This window comes from Pseudomonas sp. xss_2 (assembly GCF_043104195.1).
Classification (GTDB): domain Bacteria; phylum Pseudomonadota; class Gammaproteobacteria; order Pseudomonadales; family Pseudomonadaceae; genus Aquipseudomonas; species Aquipseudomonas urmiensis.
The window spans coordinates 21,265-39,404 of record NZ_JBICKL010000026.1 but is presented as its reverse complement, the minus strand read 5'-3'; the positions used below and the strand labels follow the sequence as shown (position 1 = coordinate 39,404).

Annotated in this window: 26 protein-coding genes; 8 read left to right on the top strand and 18 right to left on the bottom strand. The window is 60.8% G+C overall.

Features of this window, described 5'->3' with window-relative positions; translation table 11 throughout:
- From ACF8K2_RS04060 to ACF8K2_RS04020, 9 genes are all read right to left on the bottom strand, one after another.
- The coding region (locus ACF8K2_RS04060) for a DUF2895 family protein (protein ID WP_392463577.1) at positions 1-230 on the bottom strand (230 nt) is incomplete at its 3' end.
- Positions 227-628 (bottom strand): TIGR03750 family conjugal transfer protein, encoded by a 402-nt coding sequence (locus ACF8K2_RS04055; RefSeq protein ID WP_063423899.1) that lies wholly within the window; start codon positions 626-628, stop codon positions 227-229. The genes ACF8K2_RS04060 and ACF8K2_RS04055, both read right to left, overlap by 4 nt.
- A 7-nt stretch (positions 629-635) precedes the next feature.
- Positions 636-1,013, bottom strand: coding sequence for a TIGR03745 family integrating conjugative element membrane protein (locus tag ACF8K2_RS04050; RefSeq protein ID WP_063423900.1), 378 nt, complete (start codon positions 1,011-1,013; stop codon positions 636-638).
- 15 nt (positions 1,014-1,028) lie between these two features.
- On the bottom strand, positions 1,029-1,268 hold the full coding sequence (locus ACF8K2_RS04045) for a TIGR03758 family integrating conjugative element protein (RefSeq protein ID WP_063423901.1): 240 nt from the start codon (positions 1,266-1,268) through the stop codon (positions 1,029-1,031).
- Positions 1,255-1,590, bottom strand: a complete 336-nt coding sequence (locus ACF8K2_RS04040) for an RAQPRD family integrative conjugative element protein (RefSeq protein ID WP_063423902.1) — start codon at positions 1,588-1,590, stop codon at positions 1,255-1,257. Before ACF8K2_RS04040 ends, ACF8K2_RS04045 begins: the two co-directional genes overlap by 14 nt.
- A gap of 210 nt (positions 1,591-1,800) precedes the next feature.
- Complete coding sequence (locus ACF8K2_RS04035) at positions 1,801-2,220, bottom strand: helix-turn-helix domain-containing protein (RefSeq protein ID WP_063423903.1); 420 nt, start codon at positions 2,218-2,220, stop codon at positions 1,801-1,803.
- A gap of 415 nt (positions 2,221-2,635) precedes the next feature.
- A complete protein-coding gene (locus tag ACF8K2_RS04030) occupies positions 2,636-2,929 on the bottom strand; it encodes a hypothetical protein (RefSeq protein ID WP_063423904.1) in 294 nt (97 codons plus the stop codon).
- Positions 2,930-3,263: 334 nt separating this feature from the next.
- Entirely contained in the window at positions 3,264-3,806 is a 543-nt protein-coding gene (locus tag ACF8K2_RS04025) for a hypothetical protein (protein WP_232876987.1), read from the bottom strand.
- A gap of 340 nt (positions 3,807-4,146) precedes the next feature.
- On the bottom strand, positions 4,147-4,578 hold the full coding sequence (locus ACF8K2_RS04020; protein ID WP_060492508.1) for a GFA family protein: 432 nt from the start codon (positions 4,576-4,578) through the stop codon (positions 4,147-4,149).
- A gap of 104 nt (positions 4,579-4,682) precedes the next feature.
- Between ACF8K2_RS04020 and ACF8K2_RS04015 the strand changes: the two genes are divergently transcribed.
- A complete protein-coding gene (locus tag ACF8K2_RS04015) occupies positions 4,683-5,576 on the top strand; it encodes a LysR family transcriptional regulator (protein ID WP_060492509.1) in 894 nt (297 codons plus the stop codon).
- A 90-nt stretch (positions 5,577-5,666) separates the two neighbouring features.
- On the opposite strand, the gene ACF8K2_RS04010 is transcribed toward ACF8K2_RS04015, so the two are convergent.
- On the bottom strand, positions 5,667-6,287 hold the full coding sequence (locus ACF8K2_RS04010; protein ID WP_060492510.1) for a tyrosine-type recombinase/integrase: 621 nt from the start codon (positions 6,285-6,287) through the stop codon (positions 5,667-5,669).
- A gap of 161 nt (positions 6,288-6,448) precedes the next feature.
- On the bottom strand, positions 6,449-6,943 hold the full coding sequence (gene arsN2, locus ACF8K2_RS04005; RefSeq protein ID WP_060492511.1) for an arsenic resistance N-acetyltransferase ArsN2: 495 nt from the start codon (positions 6,941-6,943) through the stop codon (positions 6,449-6,451).
- A 177-nt stretch (positions 6,944-7,120) separates the two neighbouring features.
- Between arsN2 and ACF8K2_RS04000 the strand changes: the two genes are divergently transcribed.
- Genes ACF8K2_RS04000 through ACF8K2_RS03970 form a run of 7 tightly spaced genes read left to right on the top strand, consistent with a single transcriptional unit; the run spans position 7,121 to position 12,181 of the window.
- The gene (locus ACF8K2_RS04000; protein WP_060492512.1) at positions 7,121-7,477 is read left to right on the top strand and encodes a metalloregulator ArsR/SmtB family transcription factor; all 357 of its coding nucleotides are present in this window, start codon (positions 7,121-7,123) and stop codon (positions 7,475-7,477) included.
- A 29-nt stretch (positions 7,478-7,506) separates the two neighbouring features.
- The gene (locus ACF8K2_RS03995) at positions 7,507-8,790 is read left to right on the top strand and encodes an arsenic transporter (RefSeq protein ID WP_060492513.1); all 1,284 of its coding nucleotides are present in this window, start codon (positions 7,507-7,509) and stop codon (positions 8,788-8,790) included.
- A gap of 14 nt (positions 8,791-8,804) precedes the next feature.
- Entirely contained in the window at positions 8,805-9,275 is a 471-nt protein-coding gene (locus ACF8K2_RS03990; RefSeq protein ID WP_027917259.1) for an arsenate reductase ArsC, read from the top strand.
- Between the two features lie 23 nt (positions 9,276-9,298).
- On the top strand, positions 9,299-10,012 hold the full coding sequence (gene arsH, locus ACF8K2_RS03985; protein WP_027917258.1) for an arsenical resistance protein ArsH: 714 nt from the start codon (positions 9,299-9,301) through the stop codon (positions 10,010-10,012).
- 4 nt (positions 10,013-10,016) lie between these two features.
- Positions 10,017-10,520 carry a cyclin-dependent kinase inhibitor 3 family protein gene (locus tag ACF8K2_RS03980; RefSeq protein ID WP_060492514.1) on the top strand — a complete coding sequence of 168 codons (504 nt, stop codon included), beginning with the start codon at positions 10,017-10,019 and terminating at the stop codon, positions 10,518-10,520.
- A 25-nt stretch (positions 10,521-10,545) separates the two neighbouring features.
- Positions 10,546-11,628 (top strand): ArsO family NAD(P)H-dependent flavin-containing monooxygenase, encoded by a 1,083-nt coding sequence (locus ACF8K2_RS03975; RefSeq protein WP_060492515.1) that lies wholly within the window; start codon positions 10,546-10,548, stop codon positions 11,626-11,628.
- Entirely contained in the window at positions 11,621-12,181 is a 561-nt protein-coding gene (locus ACF8K2_RS03970) for an arsinothricin resistance N-acetyltransferase ArsN1 family B (protein WP_063423905.1), read from the top strand. The genes ACF8K2_RS03975 and ACF8K2_RS03970 overlap by 8 nt, the downstream gene beginning before the upstream one ends.
- A gap of 60 nt (positions 12,182-12,241) precedes the next feature.
- Here the strand turns inward: ACF8K2_RS03970 and ACF8K2_RS03965 are convergent, their stop codons facing one another.
- The 7 genes from ACF8K2_RS03965 to ACF8K2_RS03935 form a co-directional block, all read right to left on the bottom strand.
- Positions 12,242-12,970 (bottom strand): TIGR03747 family integrating conjugative element membrane protein, encoded by a 729-nt coding sequence (locus ACF8K2_RS03965; protein ID WP_063423906.1) that lies wholly within the window; start codon positions 12,968-12,970, stop codon positions 12,242-12,244.
- Between the two features lie 33 nt (positions 12,971-13,003).
- Positions 13,004-15,130: a type IV conjugative transfer system coupling protein TraD gene (gene traD / locus ACF8K2_RS03960; protein ID WP_063423907.1), complete on the bottom strand. Its 2,127-nt coding sequence runs from the start codon at positions 15,128-15,130 to the stop codon at positions 13,004-13,006.
- Positions 15,131-15,139: 9 nt separating this feature from the next.
- Entirely contained in the window at positions 15,140-15,514 is a 375-nt protein-coding gene (locus tag ACF8K2_RS03955; protein WP_081237903.1) for an integrating conjugative element protein, read from the bottom strand.
- 83 nt (positions 15,515-15,597) lie between these two features.
- Complete coding sequence (locus ACF8K2_RS03950; RefSeq protein WP_063423909.1) at positions 15,598-16,152, bottom strand: hypothetical protein; 555 nt, start codon at positions 16,150-16,152, stop codon at positions 15,598-15,600.
- Positions 16,134-16,850 (bottom strand): TIGR03759 family integrating conjugative element protein, encoded by a 717-nt coding sequence (locus tag ACF8K2_RS03945; RefSeq protein WP_063423931.1) that lies wholly within the window; start codon positions 16,848-16,850, stop codon positions 16,134-16,136. Before ACF8K2_RS03945 ends, ACF8K2_RS03950 begins: the two co-directional genes overlap by 19 nt.
- A 10-nt stretch (positions 16,851-16,860) precedes the next feature.
- On the bottom strand, positions 16,861-17,523 hold the full coding sequence (locus tag ACF8K2_RS03940; protein ID WP_063423910.1) for a hypothetical protein: 663 nt from the start codon (positions 17,521-17,523) through the stop codon (positions 16,861-16,863).
- Positions 17,520-17,954, bottom strand: coding sequence for a PilL N-terminal domain-containing protein (locus tag ACF8K2_RS03935; RefSeq protein ID WP_236198061.1), 435 nt, complete (start codon positions 17,952-17,954; stop codon positions 17,520-17,522). Before ACF8K2_RS03935 ends, ACF8K2_RS03940 begins: the two co-directional genes overlap by 4 nt.
- Positions 17,955-18,140 lie beyond the last annotated feature (186 nt).

Below are 18,140 nucleotides of genomic sequence, written 5' to 3'. Positions count from 1 at the left end.
TGGCCGAATATGTACAGGGCAAAGGCATAGATGTTTTCGGGCGGCACGTCCCACCATTTGCGCGTGCTACCTGAGCGCAGATCCGGTGGTACGTGAATGGTCAGTTCGGAGGGGGCGGACTGCCAGCCGTACCAGAGCCCAGTGCACAGCAGCGCCAGGGTCGCTACGGCCAGGCGCAGGCTGAAAATGTGCGCCTGCTGTGCATCCACCTTGTTGCGGAAACGGCTCATGGGTTGGTCCTCGCAGGTCGGCGTGTGCGCCGGACAGTCCATGGGCCGGAGTGGAGAATCAGGTACTGAGAGCCAATGCCCCAGTGCACCGCCAGTTGCCACTGCAGGCGTCGGTACAGCCAGGTTTCGGGACGAGCACGCTTGGCCCGGCGCAGCAGCTTGCCGCCACCGAGCAGCACCAGCGCCATACACAGGAACATGCAGGTGGGCAGGGTGGCGATGGAGGCGGAGGCCACCGCCAGCGGCCCGCCAAGGACCACACCCAGTACTGCGCCGACAATCAGCGCGACCCACATCTCGTCATTGGTGAGGCCGCGCAGGACGGCTGGATCGCGGTTCAGGCGTTCCGGCAGGAAGGTCAGCGTGCCGTCGGGGAGGGTAGCAGGGACGTCGGACATGGCTGCCTCACAGAATCGTCGCGGCTTTGGTCAGGAACCACAGAATCACCACCACCAACAGCGCTCCGACGCCGACCACGGCGCCGAGGTCTTTCCAGGTCTTGCGCTGGTTTTGCACGTCGGCGTAGACGGTCAGCGAGTGCCACGCCACGCCAAGGAAGGCGAGGGTAGCGATCAACAGACCGAGCAGGATGCCGCCGTCGTAGGCATAGTTCTTGATGGTGTCGATCAGGCCTGAGCCTTCGCCGCGGGACGGAGCTTCCATGGTCGGCAGGTCAGCCCAAGCCAGCGTCGAGCTCAGCAGCGCCAAGCCGCCGAGCAGGGCTTTTACATAGGCAGCCCGCAGCCGGCGAAGCGGGCGGTGACAACCACGAGAGAGGTTCATAGCAAGGCCTCCTGATTACGACAGCATGAAAAACATCAGCACGATCAAGGCGAGGGCCAGACGCAGCGTACTGCCGCCGAGCGAGCCAAAATTGATGTTGCCGGCCGCCCAGCCGCGGTAGCCGGTCCACAGCGCCCAGGTGCACCAGAGCAACGCGAGCACCAACACCGATGAGCGCCACAGCACCGAACTGAGCTGCGGGGCAAAGCCGGCAACGGCGGAGAACGCTGTGAGTTGGGTGTCAGTCATGCTCATGGCAGGGGCTCGAGTGAGGTGCTTCAGCACGGTACTGATCGGCCAACTCGACTAAGTCGGCAGGCTGCGCCCGGGAGGGCGACAAGTATTGTTGGATGCCTTCACGCACACGTTCGAGGTCTGCCGCAAACCGCAGATAGTCGAAGCGATAGCGCGCGCCATCGATATTTTCTGAGCCGTTTTTCGCGCGATCGGCCAACTGATCGATGGCAGTGAATTGTCGTTGAATGAGTTCCAAATCCGAGCGCTCGCGAGTTTCCTGTGCAACCGCCGGGAGGGTTACTAGGTAAATCACAAGCAATGGGAAGGCATACGTCCTCATGGCGAGCTCCAGAGCAATCTCTGGTCGCCACCATCACTGCGGGGGCGAGTTCATGCACGAATTAAAAGGATTCTCGATCTTTCGTTTTCTGGCGAGGTTGGGCAGAAGTGGGGTGAGACTGGAGTGAGGAATTGAGGCGGTATATGAACAAGCTGGCGCTGCTTGCTTATTACGAGCGCTGCAGCGAGCGCTTGAAAGTACAGCTAGCCATCATTCGGAGAATGACAGCTCTGCCTGAAGTGCGCCCTCAGCGCGTGGAGCTGTTTTCGTTCGGGGGTTGCGTGAGCTGGTCAACGAAGGAGTCGCAGCTAAATCGTCCCCCAGGGTGGCCTGTAGTCCTGGAATTCGACCATGCGATTCAAGTGCTCGAATCTCGTTCCTGGTCCTGACCAGCAACTCATTTGCCGTCTGCCCTGTATCCTCGCTCAGCGTCAATGCCACCAGCGTCAAAGGGCTCACTTCCAATCGCTCGCTAAGCTGCTCAAGTTTGTCCAGCGTGAGACTCGATCTACCGGTTTCGAGCTTGGACAGGTAGGTGCGGCTGGTCGTGTCGGCAAATCCGCGCTGGGTGATGTTTCGCTGACTACGTAGTACTCGAAGCACATTGGCGAACGATGACTTCAATGTCATGAAATTACCTGAGGAATAGAGCGAGTAGGTGCATGTGGCGGCGACATGAGTTGGGGGGAGGCAGACCGCTCTGGCCTCCCGTTTCACACTACCATACACCCTTGGATCAAGCCCTGGTGGCCAGTGATCCCGCGATCGTCGACGTTCGACACAAAGCCGATGCTAATGAACGGCTACCTCTGGCCAGAAGGCGCCCCTTGATGATGTTTGCCGAGAGTGGCTGCACTTCAAGCCGCTACCTGAGATTCCCAGCAACTATCACCTCACGGAGACTTTTTCTTCACCCAATTTTCACTTCCTATTGGGCACACTCAAGCTATCCCTACGTGATAGATGCTCCCTTGCCCGCCTAGCAGCGGGCTTTCTTTTGCCCGCAAGGTTGATTGAATTGGCCACGCACCGGCCCTCAGCGTACTTATGAAGCTAAATGTTCTTGGGTTAAGTGCGGATCGGTCGCGATCCGTCTAGCGCGGCCCACGCCCCACGCGAGAGCACGAGTCATGGACTCACCAGGTCGCGAGTCGAAGGATTCCTCGTAAAGCACCATTCCGAAGCGTGCATACACACCGATGAACATCTGCGTGCCACCGGTACGCGACAAGCGCACTTGGACGTCGATGGTCGTGCCGTCGTTTAGAGTCTCATCATGAGTACGGTGGTGAAGGGTTGGATCTGCCCAATTCCAGAAAGCATCACCCCGTATACGCATGCGACCCTCCTACGACTTTAGTATTAGATGAGTATCTCTCCAACATAGTCGACGAGACCCGTAGCGCAACGGCAATGGTGAGGCATTGGGTACTTCATCCGACCATCGGGCAGCATGTAGAACTAAAGGAGTGAAGCCGTTGCCAGTGAGTCTCTGGGTACGAAAATCCATCCCTCCTGTTCCGGCACATTTGACGGAGGCCAGACTAAGCGATTGGGCTCGAATCTGAAGAGCCAGGCAATAAGCGCAGCAGTGAGCGCATCTCGTTCATCCTCATACCAGTCATCGCTGGAGGCCCCAGAAAACCCCAAGCAACGCTGCCTTAAGTCTTTGACTACCGCCGACTGTTTTGCAGAGCTGGGGTAGACCTCGATGGCGTCACCTGCGCGTCATCCGTCCAAATACCACAGCACGGGCGGTTGGGTAAGAAACGTGCCAGTACATGCATGCCTTTGGTAGCTTGACTACCGATCATGTCCTTGATGGCTGACAGCGGAGATAATCCCCGTTCGAACAAAAAACGCTCGGTATAGCGAAACAAATAGGGGTTGGTAGCTGACGCGTTAACTACCGGCACAGAGTGGCCACTTACCAGCAAGTTCACTAGCTCGGTAGAAAAACCCAATGGGGTGTCGATTCCCAAAACGACGGTCGCGTCGCGACGGACAATCTCGACATCACAGGCTAATAGAAGTGATCGCACAAAGTCGTCAGTGGTCTTCGCCTGATTGATCTGCTCGCGCAGATTCCCTCGCCACGGCTTACCTCGCATCTGCAGGTTCTGATCTATCACCACTAGAGCATCTCGGCTGAGGCGATTCCGGTCGCAGTTCCAGCCACCAACATCCCAGCCGATCATCAGCGATTCGGAACTCAAAGTATTTTCCCCGTCCGCTATCGGTTCTAGGAGGCCAGCGCGGCCTCCACCAATCATACCTACCATAGCGCTTGAGCCTGCGCCCTGTCAGACGATGTAGTAGCCGAGGAGACGAGGGTAGCTATCATGAGCTCCTCCAGTCCGTGCTCAAGGCTTTACCAATAGGTGTGGTGCGGCGCAGTCAGAGACGTTGCTCTAATTCACCCACCTTCTTGACCGATTAATCGGTCGAGGACCGTGGGTCGCGATTGGACCGCTATCGACCCAAAGCGGACCTAGTCAACCGTGATAATTTGCCGTTCGGCGAGCGACGCCTTCACTTATGGAGGAGCAAGCTCTTTTACCCTAACGCGGCAGCGAATGCTTCTGGCGTGGGGCTCTCCTCCCATTGCGCGATAGTCGCCGGCAGCACCAGCCATGGCTGCTTGCGCCGAGTCCAGATATGCGCAACCGGCTCGAAACACTCAGTCCCTTCCAGGATGCCGGCCCGTACCACTCGCATGCCGGGTGCTGCCGTGGTCTCGTTGAACAGCCGGGTATGACATGTACCGCAGGCATGTTGGGTAGACGTTTGACCTTGGTGTTCATGCTCAAAGATCGCCGTTTCGCCAGCCACCTGAACAGCCGAAGCCGCGCTCAGCATGTGCAGACCAAACGCACTGCCGCTCCAGCGCTGGCAGTTCAAACAGTGGCAGGCATACAGCGGCGGCAATTGCTGCGCCACGATCTCAAGGGTGATTTGCCCACATCGGCACTGACCGGTGATTCTCATGCGTTGGTTCCTTACAATGACGCCCGGAAAAATGTGGGCGAATGATCGCCTTTCACGGGTTCGGGCAGAAGATCAAATTAGGAGCAACTGTTGGCTAAGAATGTATGAGCGGCATTGAATGGGAAAGCCAGCGTGTATTTCTCGCCGTGTTGCGCTCTGGCAGCCTGAGCGGCGCGGCGAAGTTGCTGGGTATCGCCCAGGCCACTGCGCGTCGGCGCCTGGACCATCTTGAACACGCTCTCGGTGTAAGTCTGTTCACCCGCACACCTCAAGGGCTGACGCCTACTGCCGGAGCGCAGCGCCTGATTGAACATGTGGAGGCCATGGACCTGGCCGCGCAAACCTTCAACCGCATGGCCAGTTCTGAAGCGTCGGTGGATCACGGCACGATTCGGCTGACCTGTGGCGAGTTGCTTGGCGTCGAGGTATTGCCCGACCTGCTGCCCCCTTTCCATTACGAATACCCCAGGCTCAAACTTGAGTTGAGCATAAGCGATACCCTTGAAGACATCGCCAGGCTGCAATCGGACATTGCGGTCCGGCTGATGCGGCCCAATGAAGCGGATATCACCGTGCGGCGTGTCGGTAGTTTGCAGATTGGCATCCATGCCAGTGCCGGGTGCCTGGAGCGCTATGGTAATCCAGCCTCGCTGCTGTCGCTTCGCCAGCTGCCGCTGATCGGCCCGGATAGACGCTCAGCGGATTTGCGTCGGTTTGTCGATGCTGGTCTGTGCGATGCCGACCAGCATTTCGCCATTGCCTCTGATCATCACCTTGCTCAGCTGGCCGCTCTGAAAGCGGGCTTGGGCTTCGGACTCTGCCCGACGCGAATCGCAAAATCGCACGGCCTGGTACATGTCCTACCCCTCGATTTTGGCTTTGAGGTAGAGGTGTGGATCGCAATGCACAATGACCTGCGCAAAATCAACAGGATCGCTCAGGCGTTCGAGGTTCTAGGAGAGCAGTTACATCAGTATCTATGCTTGGCCGATCAGTGAGCAGCGTAGGCCGTGGCATCCACTGCTTGGTCTGAACGGCTTCAATGGGTCGAATCGCGACGGTCATACCTCGACCGTCGCTGGACGCTGTCAAACCTCCGTCTGCTCTGCCATCTCCAATGCGTCATCGACTTCAATGCCCAGGTATCGCACCGTGCTTTCAAGCTTTGTATGGCCGAGAAGGAGCTGAACTGCTCTCAGGTTCTTCGTCCTGCGATAGATCAGCGATGCCTTCGTACGTCTCATCGTGTGGGTGCCGTACATAGCTGGATCTAGCCCAATAGACTTTATCCACGCCTTGACGATTCGGGCGTACTGCCGGGTGGAGAGATGCACTGAGGCGTGTAATCGGCTTGGAAAAAGACAATCTTCGCTGTGGAGTTTGGCTTGATGTATCCAGGCCTGTAGGGCCAGCCGTGTTTGCTCTGTAATTTCAAACTGCACGGGCCGCTGGGTTTTCTGCTGCATCACTATCGCTCGCGATGACACGTGCTCCCCATGAGCAACGTCGCGTACGCGAAGCTTGGTCAGATCGCAGGCTCGTAGCTTGCTGTCGATGGCCAGATCGAAAAGGGCCAAATCCCGAGTTTCTTCCGCGATTTGGAGCCTTACCCGAATGGCCCAGATATCTTTCAGTCGGAGCGGAGTTTTCTGCCCGACCAATTTTCCTTTGTTCCAAGGCTGATGGCTGTTGGTCGTAATGGCGTTCATGGCTTGTCCTCCATGTGAGGGAGGACAAGGATGGTCAGCCCGATCCAGAGGCGCTAACCGACCCTTTGCAGCCGTTCGAGGAGTCTACGAAACCGAGGTCGATTCAGTTCGACATCTTTCGGGGGCCGCAGGACTCGTTCCTGGGACACCTGAGAACGAACTCACTGACGTTCGTGGAGGCGAGTTACCTGTGGTGACACCGAGTTCATGTCGCCAAGCTCCTTCACCATGTAGACCGCAGACGTCGGGCAGAGGCTGTTGAACTCCTCCGAATTGGAAATTGCCTTTGGGGCTTGGGATCGGTCTCTGTGCTCATATCCCCGAGCCTCGAAGAAGTCGGGTGCTGTAGTGGTCAGCAGATGAAGGCTCTGGGCTCCGTCAGCTTCCGCTATTCGCTCAAGTGCTCTGAGCAGCAGGGTACCGATCCCTGACTTTCGCTGGGCCGGTACGACAACCAGTGAGCGAATCAGACGAGTCCGGCCACTTCCTTCAATGCCCCCGTATCCCAACTCCGTTTCTCCCCGGTGAAAGGAATAGAACATTCGGTCGGGCTGCAAAAGGTCTTGGGTCGGCAAGCCCGCTGCAGTCAGATGCGCAGCCAGGCCTTGGATTTGATCGGTACCAAGCAATCGGACAGAGATATCAGACTGGTTCATTGGGGACTCTGGGGATGGTATCGAAGGCCAGTATAGGTCCCGGAGCGGGGGCTTTTTCCAGTTTTATGACGTCCCGTCAGGCGAGGCAATTATAAATATCTGCTTTACCGCATATTTGAATAGGCATATATTCGGATTTCCAGATATTGGCCGTACACGCATTCCCCAGGAGGTCACATGCGGGAAACACTGACTCCCCCCATCGTTTTCAAATGCCTGGCTGATGACACCCGGGCCCGGATGACCCTGCTGATCGCCCGTGAAGGCGAACTCTGTGTCTGCGAACTTACCCACGCGCTGGAGCTGAGCCAGCCGAAGATCTCCCGGCATCTTGCCCAGTTGCGCGAGGCTGGAATCCTGATGGATCGCCGCAAGGGTCAATGGGTGTACTACCGACTGCACCCCGAACTGCCGCAGTGGGTGGACGCGATGCTGAAGGGAGTGGTCGATGCCAACCAGGAATGGTTGAGCTCTGATGCATTGCGCCTTGCCGAAATGGGCGAGCGGCCGCAGGGCCCTGTTGCTTGTGCTTGAGACTTCCCTTCGCTGATTGAGTTGTAGTCATGCTGATCGCATTTTTGATTTTCCTGGTGACGATCGTTCTCGTCATCTGGCAGCCCAAAGGCCTGGGTGTTGGCTGGAGCGCCGCACTGGGGGCCGTCGTGGCGCTGCTGGCGGGCGTCGTGAGCCTGTCCGATATCCCCGTGGTCTGGCAGATCGTCTGGAACGCTACCGCCACTTTCATCGCCGTCATCATCATCAGCCTGCTGCTGGATGAGGCGGGGTTCTTCGAGTGGGCGGCATTGCACGTGGCCCGCTGGGGCAATGGCAGCAGCCGCAAGCTGTTCGCCTTCATCATCCTGCTGGGCGCCGCTGTCTCGGCGCTGTTCGCTAACGACGGTGCGGCACTGATCCTGACCCCGATCGTCATCGCCATGCTGCTGGCCCTGCGCTTCTCCCCGGCGGCGACGCTGGCATTCGTCATGGCGGCGGGCTTCATCGCCGATACCGCGAGCCTGCCGCTGGTGGTGTCCAACCTGGTGAACATCGTTTCCGCCGACTACTTTGGCATTGGCTTCAGCGAGTACGCCTCGGTCATGGTGCCGGTGAACCTGGTCAGCATTGCCGCCACTCTGGGAATGCTGCTGTGGTTCTTCCGCAAGGACCTGCCGCGTACCTATGAACTCGACCAGTTGAAGGCTCCGAAAGCCGCTATCCGCGACAAGGCGACGTTCGTTGCCGGCTGGTGGGTGCTTGCGCTGTTGCTGGTCGGCTTCTTCGCCATCGAGCCGCTGGGCGTTCCGATCAGCGCCATCGCTGCTGCCTGTGCGCTGATCCTCTACCTGATCGCCGCGCGCGGGCACGTGATTTCTACCCGCAAGGTGCTCAAGGACGCGCCTTGGCAGGTCGTGGTGTTCTCGCTTGGCATGTACCTCGTGGTCTATGGCCTGCGTAACGCCGGCCTCACCGACTACCTGACGCAGATCCTCAATGTCTTCGCCGGCTACGGGATCTGGGGCGCATCCCTCGGGACGGGGCTGCTCGCCGCTGGCCTGTCGTCGGTCATGAACAACATGCCCACTGTGCTGGTAGGCGCCCTGTCGATCCATTCCGCCGAGGCCACCGGCATCGTGCGCGAGGCCATGATCTACGCCAACGTCATCGGCTGTGACCTTGGTCCGAAAATCACCCCAATCGGCAGCCTGGCCACCTTGCTGTGGCTGCACGTGCTGGCCCGCAAGAACATCGTCATCACCTGGGGTTACTACTTCCGCACCGGCATCGTTCTGACGCTGCCGATCCTGCTTGCCACCTTGGCCGCATTGGCCATCCGCCTGAGCTTTTGAACCGGAGATACCTGATGAAAGTCTTGTTCATGTGCACCCACAACAGCTGCCGCAGCATCCTGTCCGAGGCGCTGTTCAATCACCTGGCCCCCGAGGGTATGGAAGCTGTGAGTTCTGGCAGCTTCCCAAGCGGCAAGGTCAATGAGCGGGCACTGAAAACCTTGGAAGCCGCCGGTATCCCCACCGCTGGTCTTTCAAGCAAGGCCTCGGATGCCTTCGAGAGTTCTCCTCCCGACATCGTTGTCACCGTGTGCGACCGCGCTGCCGGCGAAGCCTGCCCGATCTTCTTCGGTCCATCGCTCAAAGCCCACTGGGGCCTGGCCGATCCTTCAGCGGTCACCGGGAGTGAGACAGAAATCGAAGAAGCCTTCCAGACCACACTTGCGAAGATCGATGAGCGCGTGCGCGCCTTCATTGCGCTGCCTTTCTCGCAACTGAGCCAGGACGAACTGAAAGCCGAACTTGCCCGCATCGGCGCGCTGTAGGCCCTGGATCAATGGAGACCGAAATGAACGACCACCTGCCAAATGTCCAACCAGAACTGATTGATCTGCCGTCGCTGGAGCGGCTGGCGCCGAAGGATCCTTCTACACACAAACCGCGCATCCTGCTGCTGTATGGATCGACCCGCGAGCGCTCATTCAGCCGCTTGATGGTCCAGGAAGCTGCGCGCCTGCTGGAAGAGTTCGGCGCCGAAACCCGTATCTTCGACCCTTCCGGCCTGCCGCTGCCGGATGACGCTCCGGACTCCCACGAGAAGGTGCTGGAACTCCGCGAGCTGATGCAATGGTCCGAGGGCCAAGTGTGGTGCTCCCCCGAGCGTCACGGCTCAATGAGTGCTGTCTTCAAAGCGCAGATCGATTGGGTACCGCTGGCCATAGGCGCCGTTCGCCCAACCCAGGGCAAGACCCTCGCGGTGATGCAGGTGTGTGGAGGCTCGCAGTCTTTTAACGTGGTGAACCAACTGCGCGTGCTTGGCCGCTGGATGCGTATGTTTACCATCCCGAACCAGTCGTCGGTGCCAAAAGCCTTCTTGGAGTTCGATGAAGCCGGACGCATGAAACCGTCGTCTTTCTACGATCGGCTGGTGGACGTGATGGAGGAACTGACCAAGTTCACGCTGCTGCTGCGTGATCGCCAGGATTACTTGGTAGACCGCTACTCCGAACGCAAAGAGTCGGCGGAAGAACTATCCAAGAGAGTCAATATTCGGTCTATTTGAGGTCATGAGCATGTCGCATCCTTACTCATTGAAATCCTTGCCCCATGCTCCGGGTGTACTCATTTTTACGCCTTGTCCGGGCACCCAGACCAGCGCTCTCGTTGAAAGCCTGGATACGCTCAAGCAGGCCGGTGCCGTAGCGCTTGTTACGCTGATGTCGGACGCAGAGCTTCAGGAAAACGGAGTTGCCCAGCTTGGCATCGCGGCCAAGCAGCATGGGTTGGAGTGGTTCCAGCTGCCGATCGAGGATGATCAGGCTCCTGATCAAAACTTCGAGGCTCGGCTGGGAGAGATTCGCCACCAGTTGGACGCTTTGCTCGCTTCCAACAAGGCCCTGGCAATCCACTGCAAGGGCGGCTCCGGCCGCACCGGGCTGTTCGCTGCCCGTCTGCTGATCGAATCCGGAATGCCGCGCCGCGAGGCGATCACCTGGGTGCAGGAGCTTCGCCCTCGGGCGATTCAGAAGCCTGCGCACATCAACTACATCAACCAGTTCGGCGAAGACTGAGCGCTCCAGCCAGAAAGGAGAAACCATGGTCACCGAAGGCGAACTACTCGATGTCATCGTGATTGGCGGCGGGCAGTCCGCGCTGACGGTGGCTTATTTTCTCAAGCGAGCCAAGCTGTCGTTCCTGTTGCTCGATGCCGAAGCGGCTGCGGGCGGGGCTTGGCGCCATGGCTGGGACTCGCTGACGCTGTTCTCGCCCTCCGCATGGAGCACGATCGCGGGCTGGCCGATGCCGCCAGTCACCGAAGGTAATCCCGATAGGGATCACGTGGTCAGCTATCTGGAGCAGTACGAGGCACGCTACGGGTTTTCTATCGTTCGTCCCGTCAGCGTCACGTCTGTGGAGCGGACCGGGCGTGGTCTTCGTGTACGCTCGAAGGACCGCGACTGGGAGGCTCGTGTCGTCATCAGCGCAACGGGGACCTGGAGCAACCCCTATGTTCCGGCCTATCCGGGGATAGAGCTGTTCCAGGGACAGCAGATTCACTCCGCCCATTATCAATCACCCGAGGCTTTCCAAGGAAAGCGCGTGCTGGTCGTTGGTGGTGGCAACTCGGGGGCGCAAATCTATGCGGAGCTGTCTGAGGTCGCCGACGCAACGTGGGTAACCACGGAGGAACCGGCGTTTCTGCCTGATGACGTTGATGGCCGGGTGCTGTTCGAACGGGCTACCGAGCACCTCAAGGCTCAACAGGAGGGCCGTGTTATCGACGCACCGGTCGGTGGGCTTGGCGATATCGTCATGGTGCCCTCAGTGGTCCGGGCTCGCGAGCGCGGGGCCCTTCGTGCTGTAAGGCCTTTTACCTCATTCACGCCGGACGGGGTCGCTTGGCTGAACGGTGAGAAAACCCAGGTCGATGCTGTGGTCTGGTGTACTGGGTTCCGGCCGGCGCTGGATCATCTGAAGGCACTGGACGTGCTGGATGACAACGGTAGGGTCGAGGTTGATGGGGGGCACTCTATTCGCGAGCCGCGCCTCTGGCTGGTCGGATATGGCGACTGGACCGGCCTGGCCTCGGCGACGTTGATCGGCGTCACCCGTACCGCGCGCAGCGCGGTCAACGAAGTAGTTGAACACCTGAACAGCTTGGAGCAGCCGGATGCATAGCGGAATCGATATTCGTGTCGCCAGACCAGAGGATGCAGAAGAGATCCAGATCATCTACGCGCCCATCGTGCTCAACACGGCTATCTCATTCGAAGAGGCAGTGCCGAGCGTGGAGCAAATGCGCGAGCGGATCTCCACGACGCTGCAAACCTACCCGTATCTGGTGGCTGTGCGAGAAGGACGAGTAGTCGGCTATGCCTACGCCAGTCAACACCGCGCGCGTGCGGCGTACCGGTGGGCGGTGGATGTGACGGTGTATGTCGCTGAAGGGCAACGCCGCAGCGGGGTTGGTCGGCAGCTCTATGACGTGCTGCTGCCAGTTCTGAAGCGTCTGGGATATCGCTCGGCGTATGCCGGCATTGCCTTGCCGAATGAAGGCAGTATCGGGCTGCACGAGCGACTCGGTTTTCAGCACATCGGTACGTTTCCGCAGGTCGGATTCAAGCTCGATGCTTGGCATGATGTGGGGTATTGGCGCTTTGATTTCGGAGACGAAGGTCTTCGCCCCGAGGCTCCAATAAGCTTCCTATCCCAAATTCCAATGCCACGTTAGAGCGTCCCAGTGAGATTAGCTGTCTTCCGCGAAAGGCAGCTATGGGTCGATTGCAGCCATTCAAAGATATTTTTTGAACGTGGTAGCAGTTATCGCGACCATGAAACCCAACAGTGCAGCACATGGGAGCAATACCCAGTTTGGATTCAGCGACCAAGGTAGCGACAGATAGATCACCCAAGGGCTGACCATTAGCGGCAACAATGTTCGCTTGGCTCGGTGATAGACAAAGCTGCTTTCCCTATCCGCCCCGAACTTGCGCAGGTCGCGCCGCATCAACCCGTCAACCAGCCCGGTGACTGCCGCGAGCAAGAAGAGGGGCGTTGCGAGCGTGAGGACAATCAAGCGCACCACGAACGTGAATACCGTGAACAGGGTAGCCAGCAGGTAGTCCTGGCCAGCGACGTACGCTTGAGCAAGCTGTCCTTGCAGCGACGCGTCGCGACTGAGCAGTTTCAGGTGTGTGTCCGATTGCGCCCATCCTGAGCGCAACACGACCCAGTCGTTGAGGTGTTCAAGGATTTTCGCGGTGGCTTGTGCCGGCTCCTGCACCAGCAGCGAGCTCTTAAAGTGGCTGCTGAGCCAGCCAAGTTCAGTCAGCCACATGGCATGGCTGTGATGCCAGCCTTGGTCAGGCCAGAACCACAGCATGCCCACAAACTCCAACAGGATGGAGAGCAGCAGGGAAGCAAACAGGAGGCCGAGCAATCGCAGGCACAGCTCAAGCGTGCCGAAGATCAGCCCTGGTCGTCGTTGTGTCTGAGGAGGATTGGTTGGGGCAGTAGGCATAATGCTCCCGGGTGTTCGCGGGCTGTCAGGGGATCACGGGGCGTGTTTACGCCCAGGTGGTGGCATCTCGGGGTCGAAGTCGACCGTCGGCGCACCTCCGGTACTGCTCCACCAACTTCCCGCGTTGGCGTTGTAGGACTCGCGCATACGCGCAGCGAGGGCCTGCAGGTCAGCCGGCATCGCATCGTCGCTGGCTGGTTTGGGCAGCGGCATCCGTACCTTCCATAGCTGCCCGCCTTCCTGGAACGAAAACATCTGGCCCTTCGGTAGGGCGATGATGTGCGCGGGCTCGATCAATGGCACGGCGGTGGTGGTCACCCGGTCCTGTGAGGAGGAGGTGAAGTCGGTTCGGGTGTCAGGATCGGCGGTGTCCGTAGCGCCAGAGACCAAGGTGCGCGTTTGCACGTTGACCTTGGGCAACTGATTAGTCAGCAGTTCGGCTGTCGCGGTTTCGCGTACGCGTAGCATCTGCAGGGTGTTGAAGTTGCCGATGACCTGGCCGGCCTTGGCCCGGCTGCCGATGCGTGCCTCGATGTCGCTCAAGGTCTGGGTGTAGGCAGTGACTTGGATACCGGCACCGCCGCCCTTGTTGATCAGCGGAATGAACTCGTCGCCCATCAGCTCGTTGAACTCGTCGGCGTGCAGGTTGATGGGCACCTTGTCGGTCGTACTGGAGGAGTTCGGGAGACCGTGGTCGATACCGTGCTTGTAGATGTGCCCGGCGACGGAGACCAGGTCGGCAAACATCGAGTTGCCGACCGCGGCGGCGACCTCTGCATCGGACAGCGCATCCAGGCCGACGTAGACGATGCCGCGTTTACGGATGACCTGCAGCCAGTCGAAGATTGGCCGTGGATCGTCCAAGTCGGAATAGTTGGGGGCCAGCAACTGGGCCGTCTTGCCACTGGTGAGCTTTTCCAGCAACGGCAGCAGTGAGGCGACGATCTTGTCGAAGTAGGTGCGGTCGTAGCGCACCGCCGAGCGCAGGCCATCCATGACCGGGTCGAAGAGGCGCTTGACGGTCAGGTACTGCTCGATAGCGACCACGCGTTTCTCGCGGCCGACCATGTGCCGTGGCACGTTCTTCTCGTTGAGACGAGCTTCAAGATCCACGATGGTCTCCCACGCCTGCGGATCATGTCGGGCGAAAAAGTGCTGGGCGTACTCGATGAACAGCGCATCGATGTTCACCACATGGCGCTGGATCTGCAGGTAGTCGGGGCGCCGGCCGAGCTCGATCAGGGCACGGGCGATGATGTTGACGAAGCGCCAGGCGAACTCGCGAAATGCCGCCGAGTTGCCTTCACCGCTCAGCTGCCCAGCGATACGGCTGGCGACTTCCGAGATGCGACCGAAACGGCCGATGGCGTTGTAGCGCGCGGAAATCTCCGGCCAGCCCAAGTGGAAGACATAGAACTCGTGTTCACGGCCGGCCCGTCGCGCTTCCACGTACATGCGCTTGAGCAGGTCGGCATCGCCTTTGGGGTCGAAGACGATCACCACTTCCTGACTTGGCCGGTGAATGTCCTGGGTGATGTAGACCTCGGCCAGGCGCGTCTTGCCGACCCGCGTGGTGCCTAGCACCAGGGTATGGCCCACGCGTTCGCCCAGTGGCAAGGAGGCTTCCTGCTCGTTGGGCTCGACGCCATGCAGCAGCGGTGAGCCGCCCACGGGCGGCAGCGGTCGTACCGGGTTAAACGGGCTGTCCCAGGCGGTCATCCGGGGCAGGAGGGAGAACCCTGACGGTGCCTTTTCCAGGAGGTGCTCCAGGCGCCTGGCCCACTGGTAGGCGGCCGACTGATTGACGTAGCGGGCTAGCGCGGGGTCTTGCGCCTCGAGCAAACGCTGGGTGTGCAGGCGGCTCCAGCGAAAGCCACGGCCCATGAACAGGCGCTTGCTGCTGACCGGGATTTGTCGGCTGGTCAGCGAGTAGCGAGGTAGGTGGCGGATGTTTCGCCGATAGCGCAGGACAATGCGAGCCTCGTTGAGGCGCTTGAGGCCGAAGGCGGTGTAGGCCAGGGCCATGCCGGCGCCGATCTCCGGCGACAAGGCGACCGCCCAGGGTGAATGCAGGCACAACGCGCTGGCACCGGCACAGATCCCCACGGTGTACAACTCCACTGCTGGGCGCAGCAAAGATTCCATCGCATGATCGCCCATAGCGATTCCTCACTGCTCCAGGCCGGTTGGTGTGATCAATACCGGGTAGTGCTCCAGCTCCAGCCGCTCGGCGATGTCGTCGCCGCTGATCGGCCAGATGCTCAACGCAGGTGCTACCGCCTGGATGCGCTGCAGCGCCGCCTCATCGGCGACCTCAACGGCCAGGCCGTTGGCGCCCAACCGCTTCAGAGCCGGGGCGTGCTGCGCCAGCCACGCCAATGAGGCAGCGTCCGCGCCAACCAGGAACAGCGGGACCATGCCTGGCAAATCCAGCGCTCTGCGTGGCACCTCACCCGGCGTGAGGCGCGCGCTGTGCACCGGCAATACCCAGTCCAGTCTTCGTGGATCGGGCCGTTCGACCGAGGTGGCCGATTCGGCGGCCATGACAGGAGGCGTTGGCACAAGCCAGGCCCCGGCAGCCAACCACCCCACTAGCCCGCAGATCAGCGCGCCCCGTCGAACGTCAATCATGAGCGTGGACCTCCGCGGCTGGACTTGGCGGCTTCAAGGCGCTGCCAGTGCTGGCTGAACTGCGAGCGGTAGCGGGCCGCCGGGGCCCCACCCGCAGGCCGGTGGTAGCGGCCGGCGGCGATGACCCAGTCACCGGCGTCGGCGTAGTGCTCGCGCAACAGGTCGGCGGTGACGGCGAGGTTGCTACGCGGATCGAGGGCATCGCAGGCCGTGGGGTAACGCTCCGGGTGGTAACCCAGGTTGGTTTGCCCTAGGCCGACATCGATGCGCTTGGGGTCGTGCCGGCTGAGCGCCACGGTCAGTGCGCTACAGGCCTGGTCACGGGTGGAAAAACGCTGCGGCGTGCCGGCCACATTCAAGGTCCACGGCCAGGGAACAAGCTGCCCACGCAGCGGAGTGCCGCTCTCCTGCTGGGCAATGGCGAACAGCACCGAGGCCGGTATGCCGGCCTGGGCGGCGGCCAACTGGTACGCCGGCGGAGGGAGGCCGCCTGCTTGGGCGACAGTCACCCCCGTCAGGGCCAGGGCGAGGGTCAGTCGACGCGTTGCCATTTCCCTTCCACCTGTTGGAAACGTGCGGGCAGGGGGCGGCTGGCGCCGAGGGCGAACCAGCGGCCGCGGTCGTGATTGAGGGTGACTTGGCCGCTGCTGACCTGGGCCTGGGTAACGCCAACCTTGCGCGCCCATTGCCGAATGCGCGCATCGTCGCCCTGGCTGCCCACCAGGTAGACGTCCAGGCGGGCGCCGGTGCTCAACCAATGGTTGATGCTGGCCTCACAGGTCGAGCACGGGTCCTCCACAAACACCGCATAGCGCGCGTTATCCGAAGGGGATGCGGCATCACTCATTCCCTGTACCGGCAACAATCCCGGGAACAGCCGCGCCCAGGCCGCGGTGTAGGCTTTTTGATACGCCAGTTCGCGCTCGGCGCGCTTGGCTTCGAGGCGCACCTGCAACTCGGCGTAGCGCTGACGCTCCTGGTCAGAATCGGCTTCCACGCCCAGGGTGGTCAGCGGGTCGAGTTGCGGTGACCAGTACTGGCGGGGACCGCTCTGCAGGCGCTCAAACTTGGCCCATTCATCATCGGTCAGGCCCCAGGCCTTGGCCTGTGCTACGGATCGCTCTAGCTGCAGCGGGGCCTGCTCGCTGGACTGCTGCTCCGTTTCAACCGTGGCGGGTGCACCCCATCCCGATCCCGGTACTTGGCAGATGGGGAATAGGAGCAGCGAGAGGGTGATGAACCGGACCATATGCACCTCGTCACGGCAGGGGCAGCGAACGTTCGCCGAGGCCAGGCACATGGAACACGGCCTGATTCCGGCGAATGGTCTTGAGCTGCCAACCGTTCAAGCTGTCACCGGGCTGCAGCAGGTGGACGGTCGACAGGGCATGCGCGCCGGCCGGTTGAGCCGAGACAAACCGGACCTCGCCACGGGTCTCGACACCCAGCAAGGTGAATGGCGGCGTCGGGGCTTTGGCGGCCGGTTTGGCGGGAGCTGCAGGCTGGGGTTGTGCGGATGGCGTAGCCGGTCGAACCTCAAGGGCGCGGATGGCGATTTCGGCATTGCCCAATCGCTGGTCCATCGCGGCCAGGTCGGCCTTGGTCGGACTCGGTGATACCGCTCCAATGGCCTTGAGCGACGCGCTCACCTCATCCAGCTGTTTGCTCAGTGTCGCGAAGGCCGCATCCTGCTGGCGCTGGTGCTCGCCCTGCGCTTTTACTTGCGGTGGAATTGCCGCAAGAGTGGTGCCGAGTGCATCGAGGTCCCGCCGCAGCGCCGGGGCTGGATCGGCTGGCGCATTCTCCGCGGCGACCAGGAGCTCGGTCAGTTGTTGCTGGTGGTTGTAGGTCACGGCGGCCAGTACGGCGGCGCCGAGGCACAGGGCCCCGAGCACCAGGGCCTGAAAGTGATGGACCTTCATGGCGCGATCTCCAGGGGCGGGCGAGGTGGGGCGGGCACTGGTGCGCGAAGGGCATAGCACACGCGGCGTTCGACTGGATCGATCACGAGCCGCCAGGCCGGGCCGCCGAGAATGGTCAAGGCGTCCAGCAGCACCATTGGCCCGAGTTGGTGCTGCACGGTCGGCAGAGGGCGGCTGAACAAGGTGGCGACCTCGGCGCGGTTGGCGCAGAGTGAGTAGCCTGAGCGCTGCAACACGTGACGTAGGGCGTCACCGACCGTCGCGTGCAGGGCCGGTGAAATCTGCACGGTGATGAGCTGGAACAACGGCTGACGCTGTTCCAGCGTCGGCCGCGTGCTAACCAGGGTGTAGCGGTCCTGGCGGACCCACGCTGGTGACGCTGGCAACGGCTTGGAGGGGGTGGACGGAGCTGGTACGGCTTTGGCTGGCACCGTCGGTGGGGTGATGGCAGGCGACGTGTTGCAGCCCGCCAGCGCGAGCATCAGAACAAGGTAAGGAAGTGCGGGCGTGTGCATGAGCAGGTCTCGACAGTGGGTGCCGACACCTTGGCAACACGCGCGAGCTGCACCCACTGAAAAACCGAAGTTGGCCGGCCGGTTTATCGAGCCCAGCACATG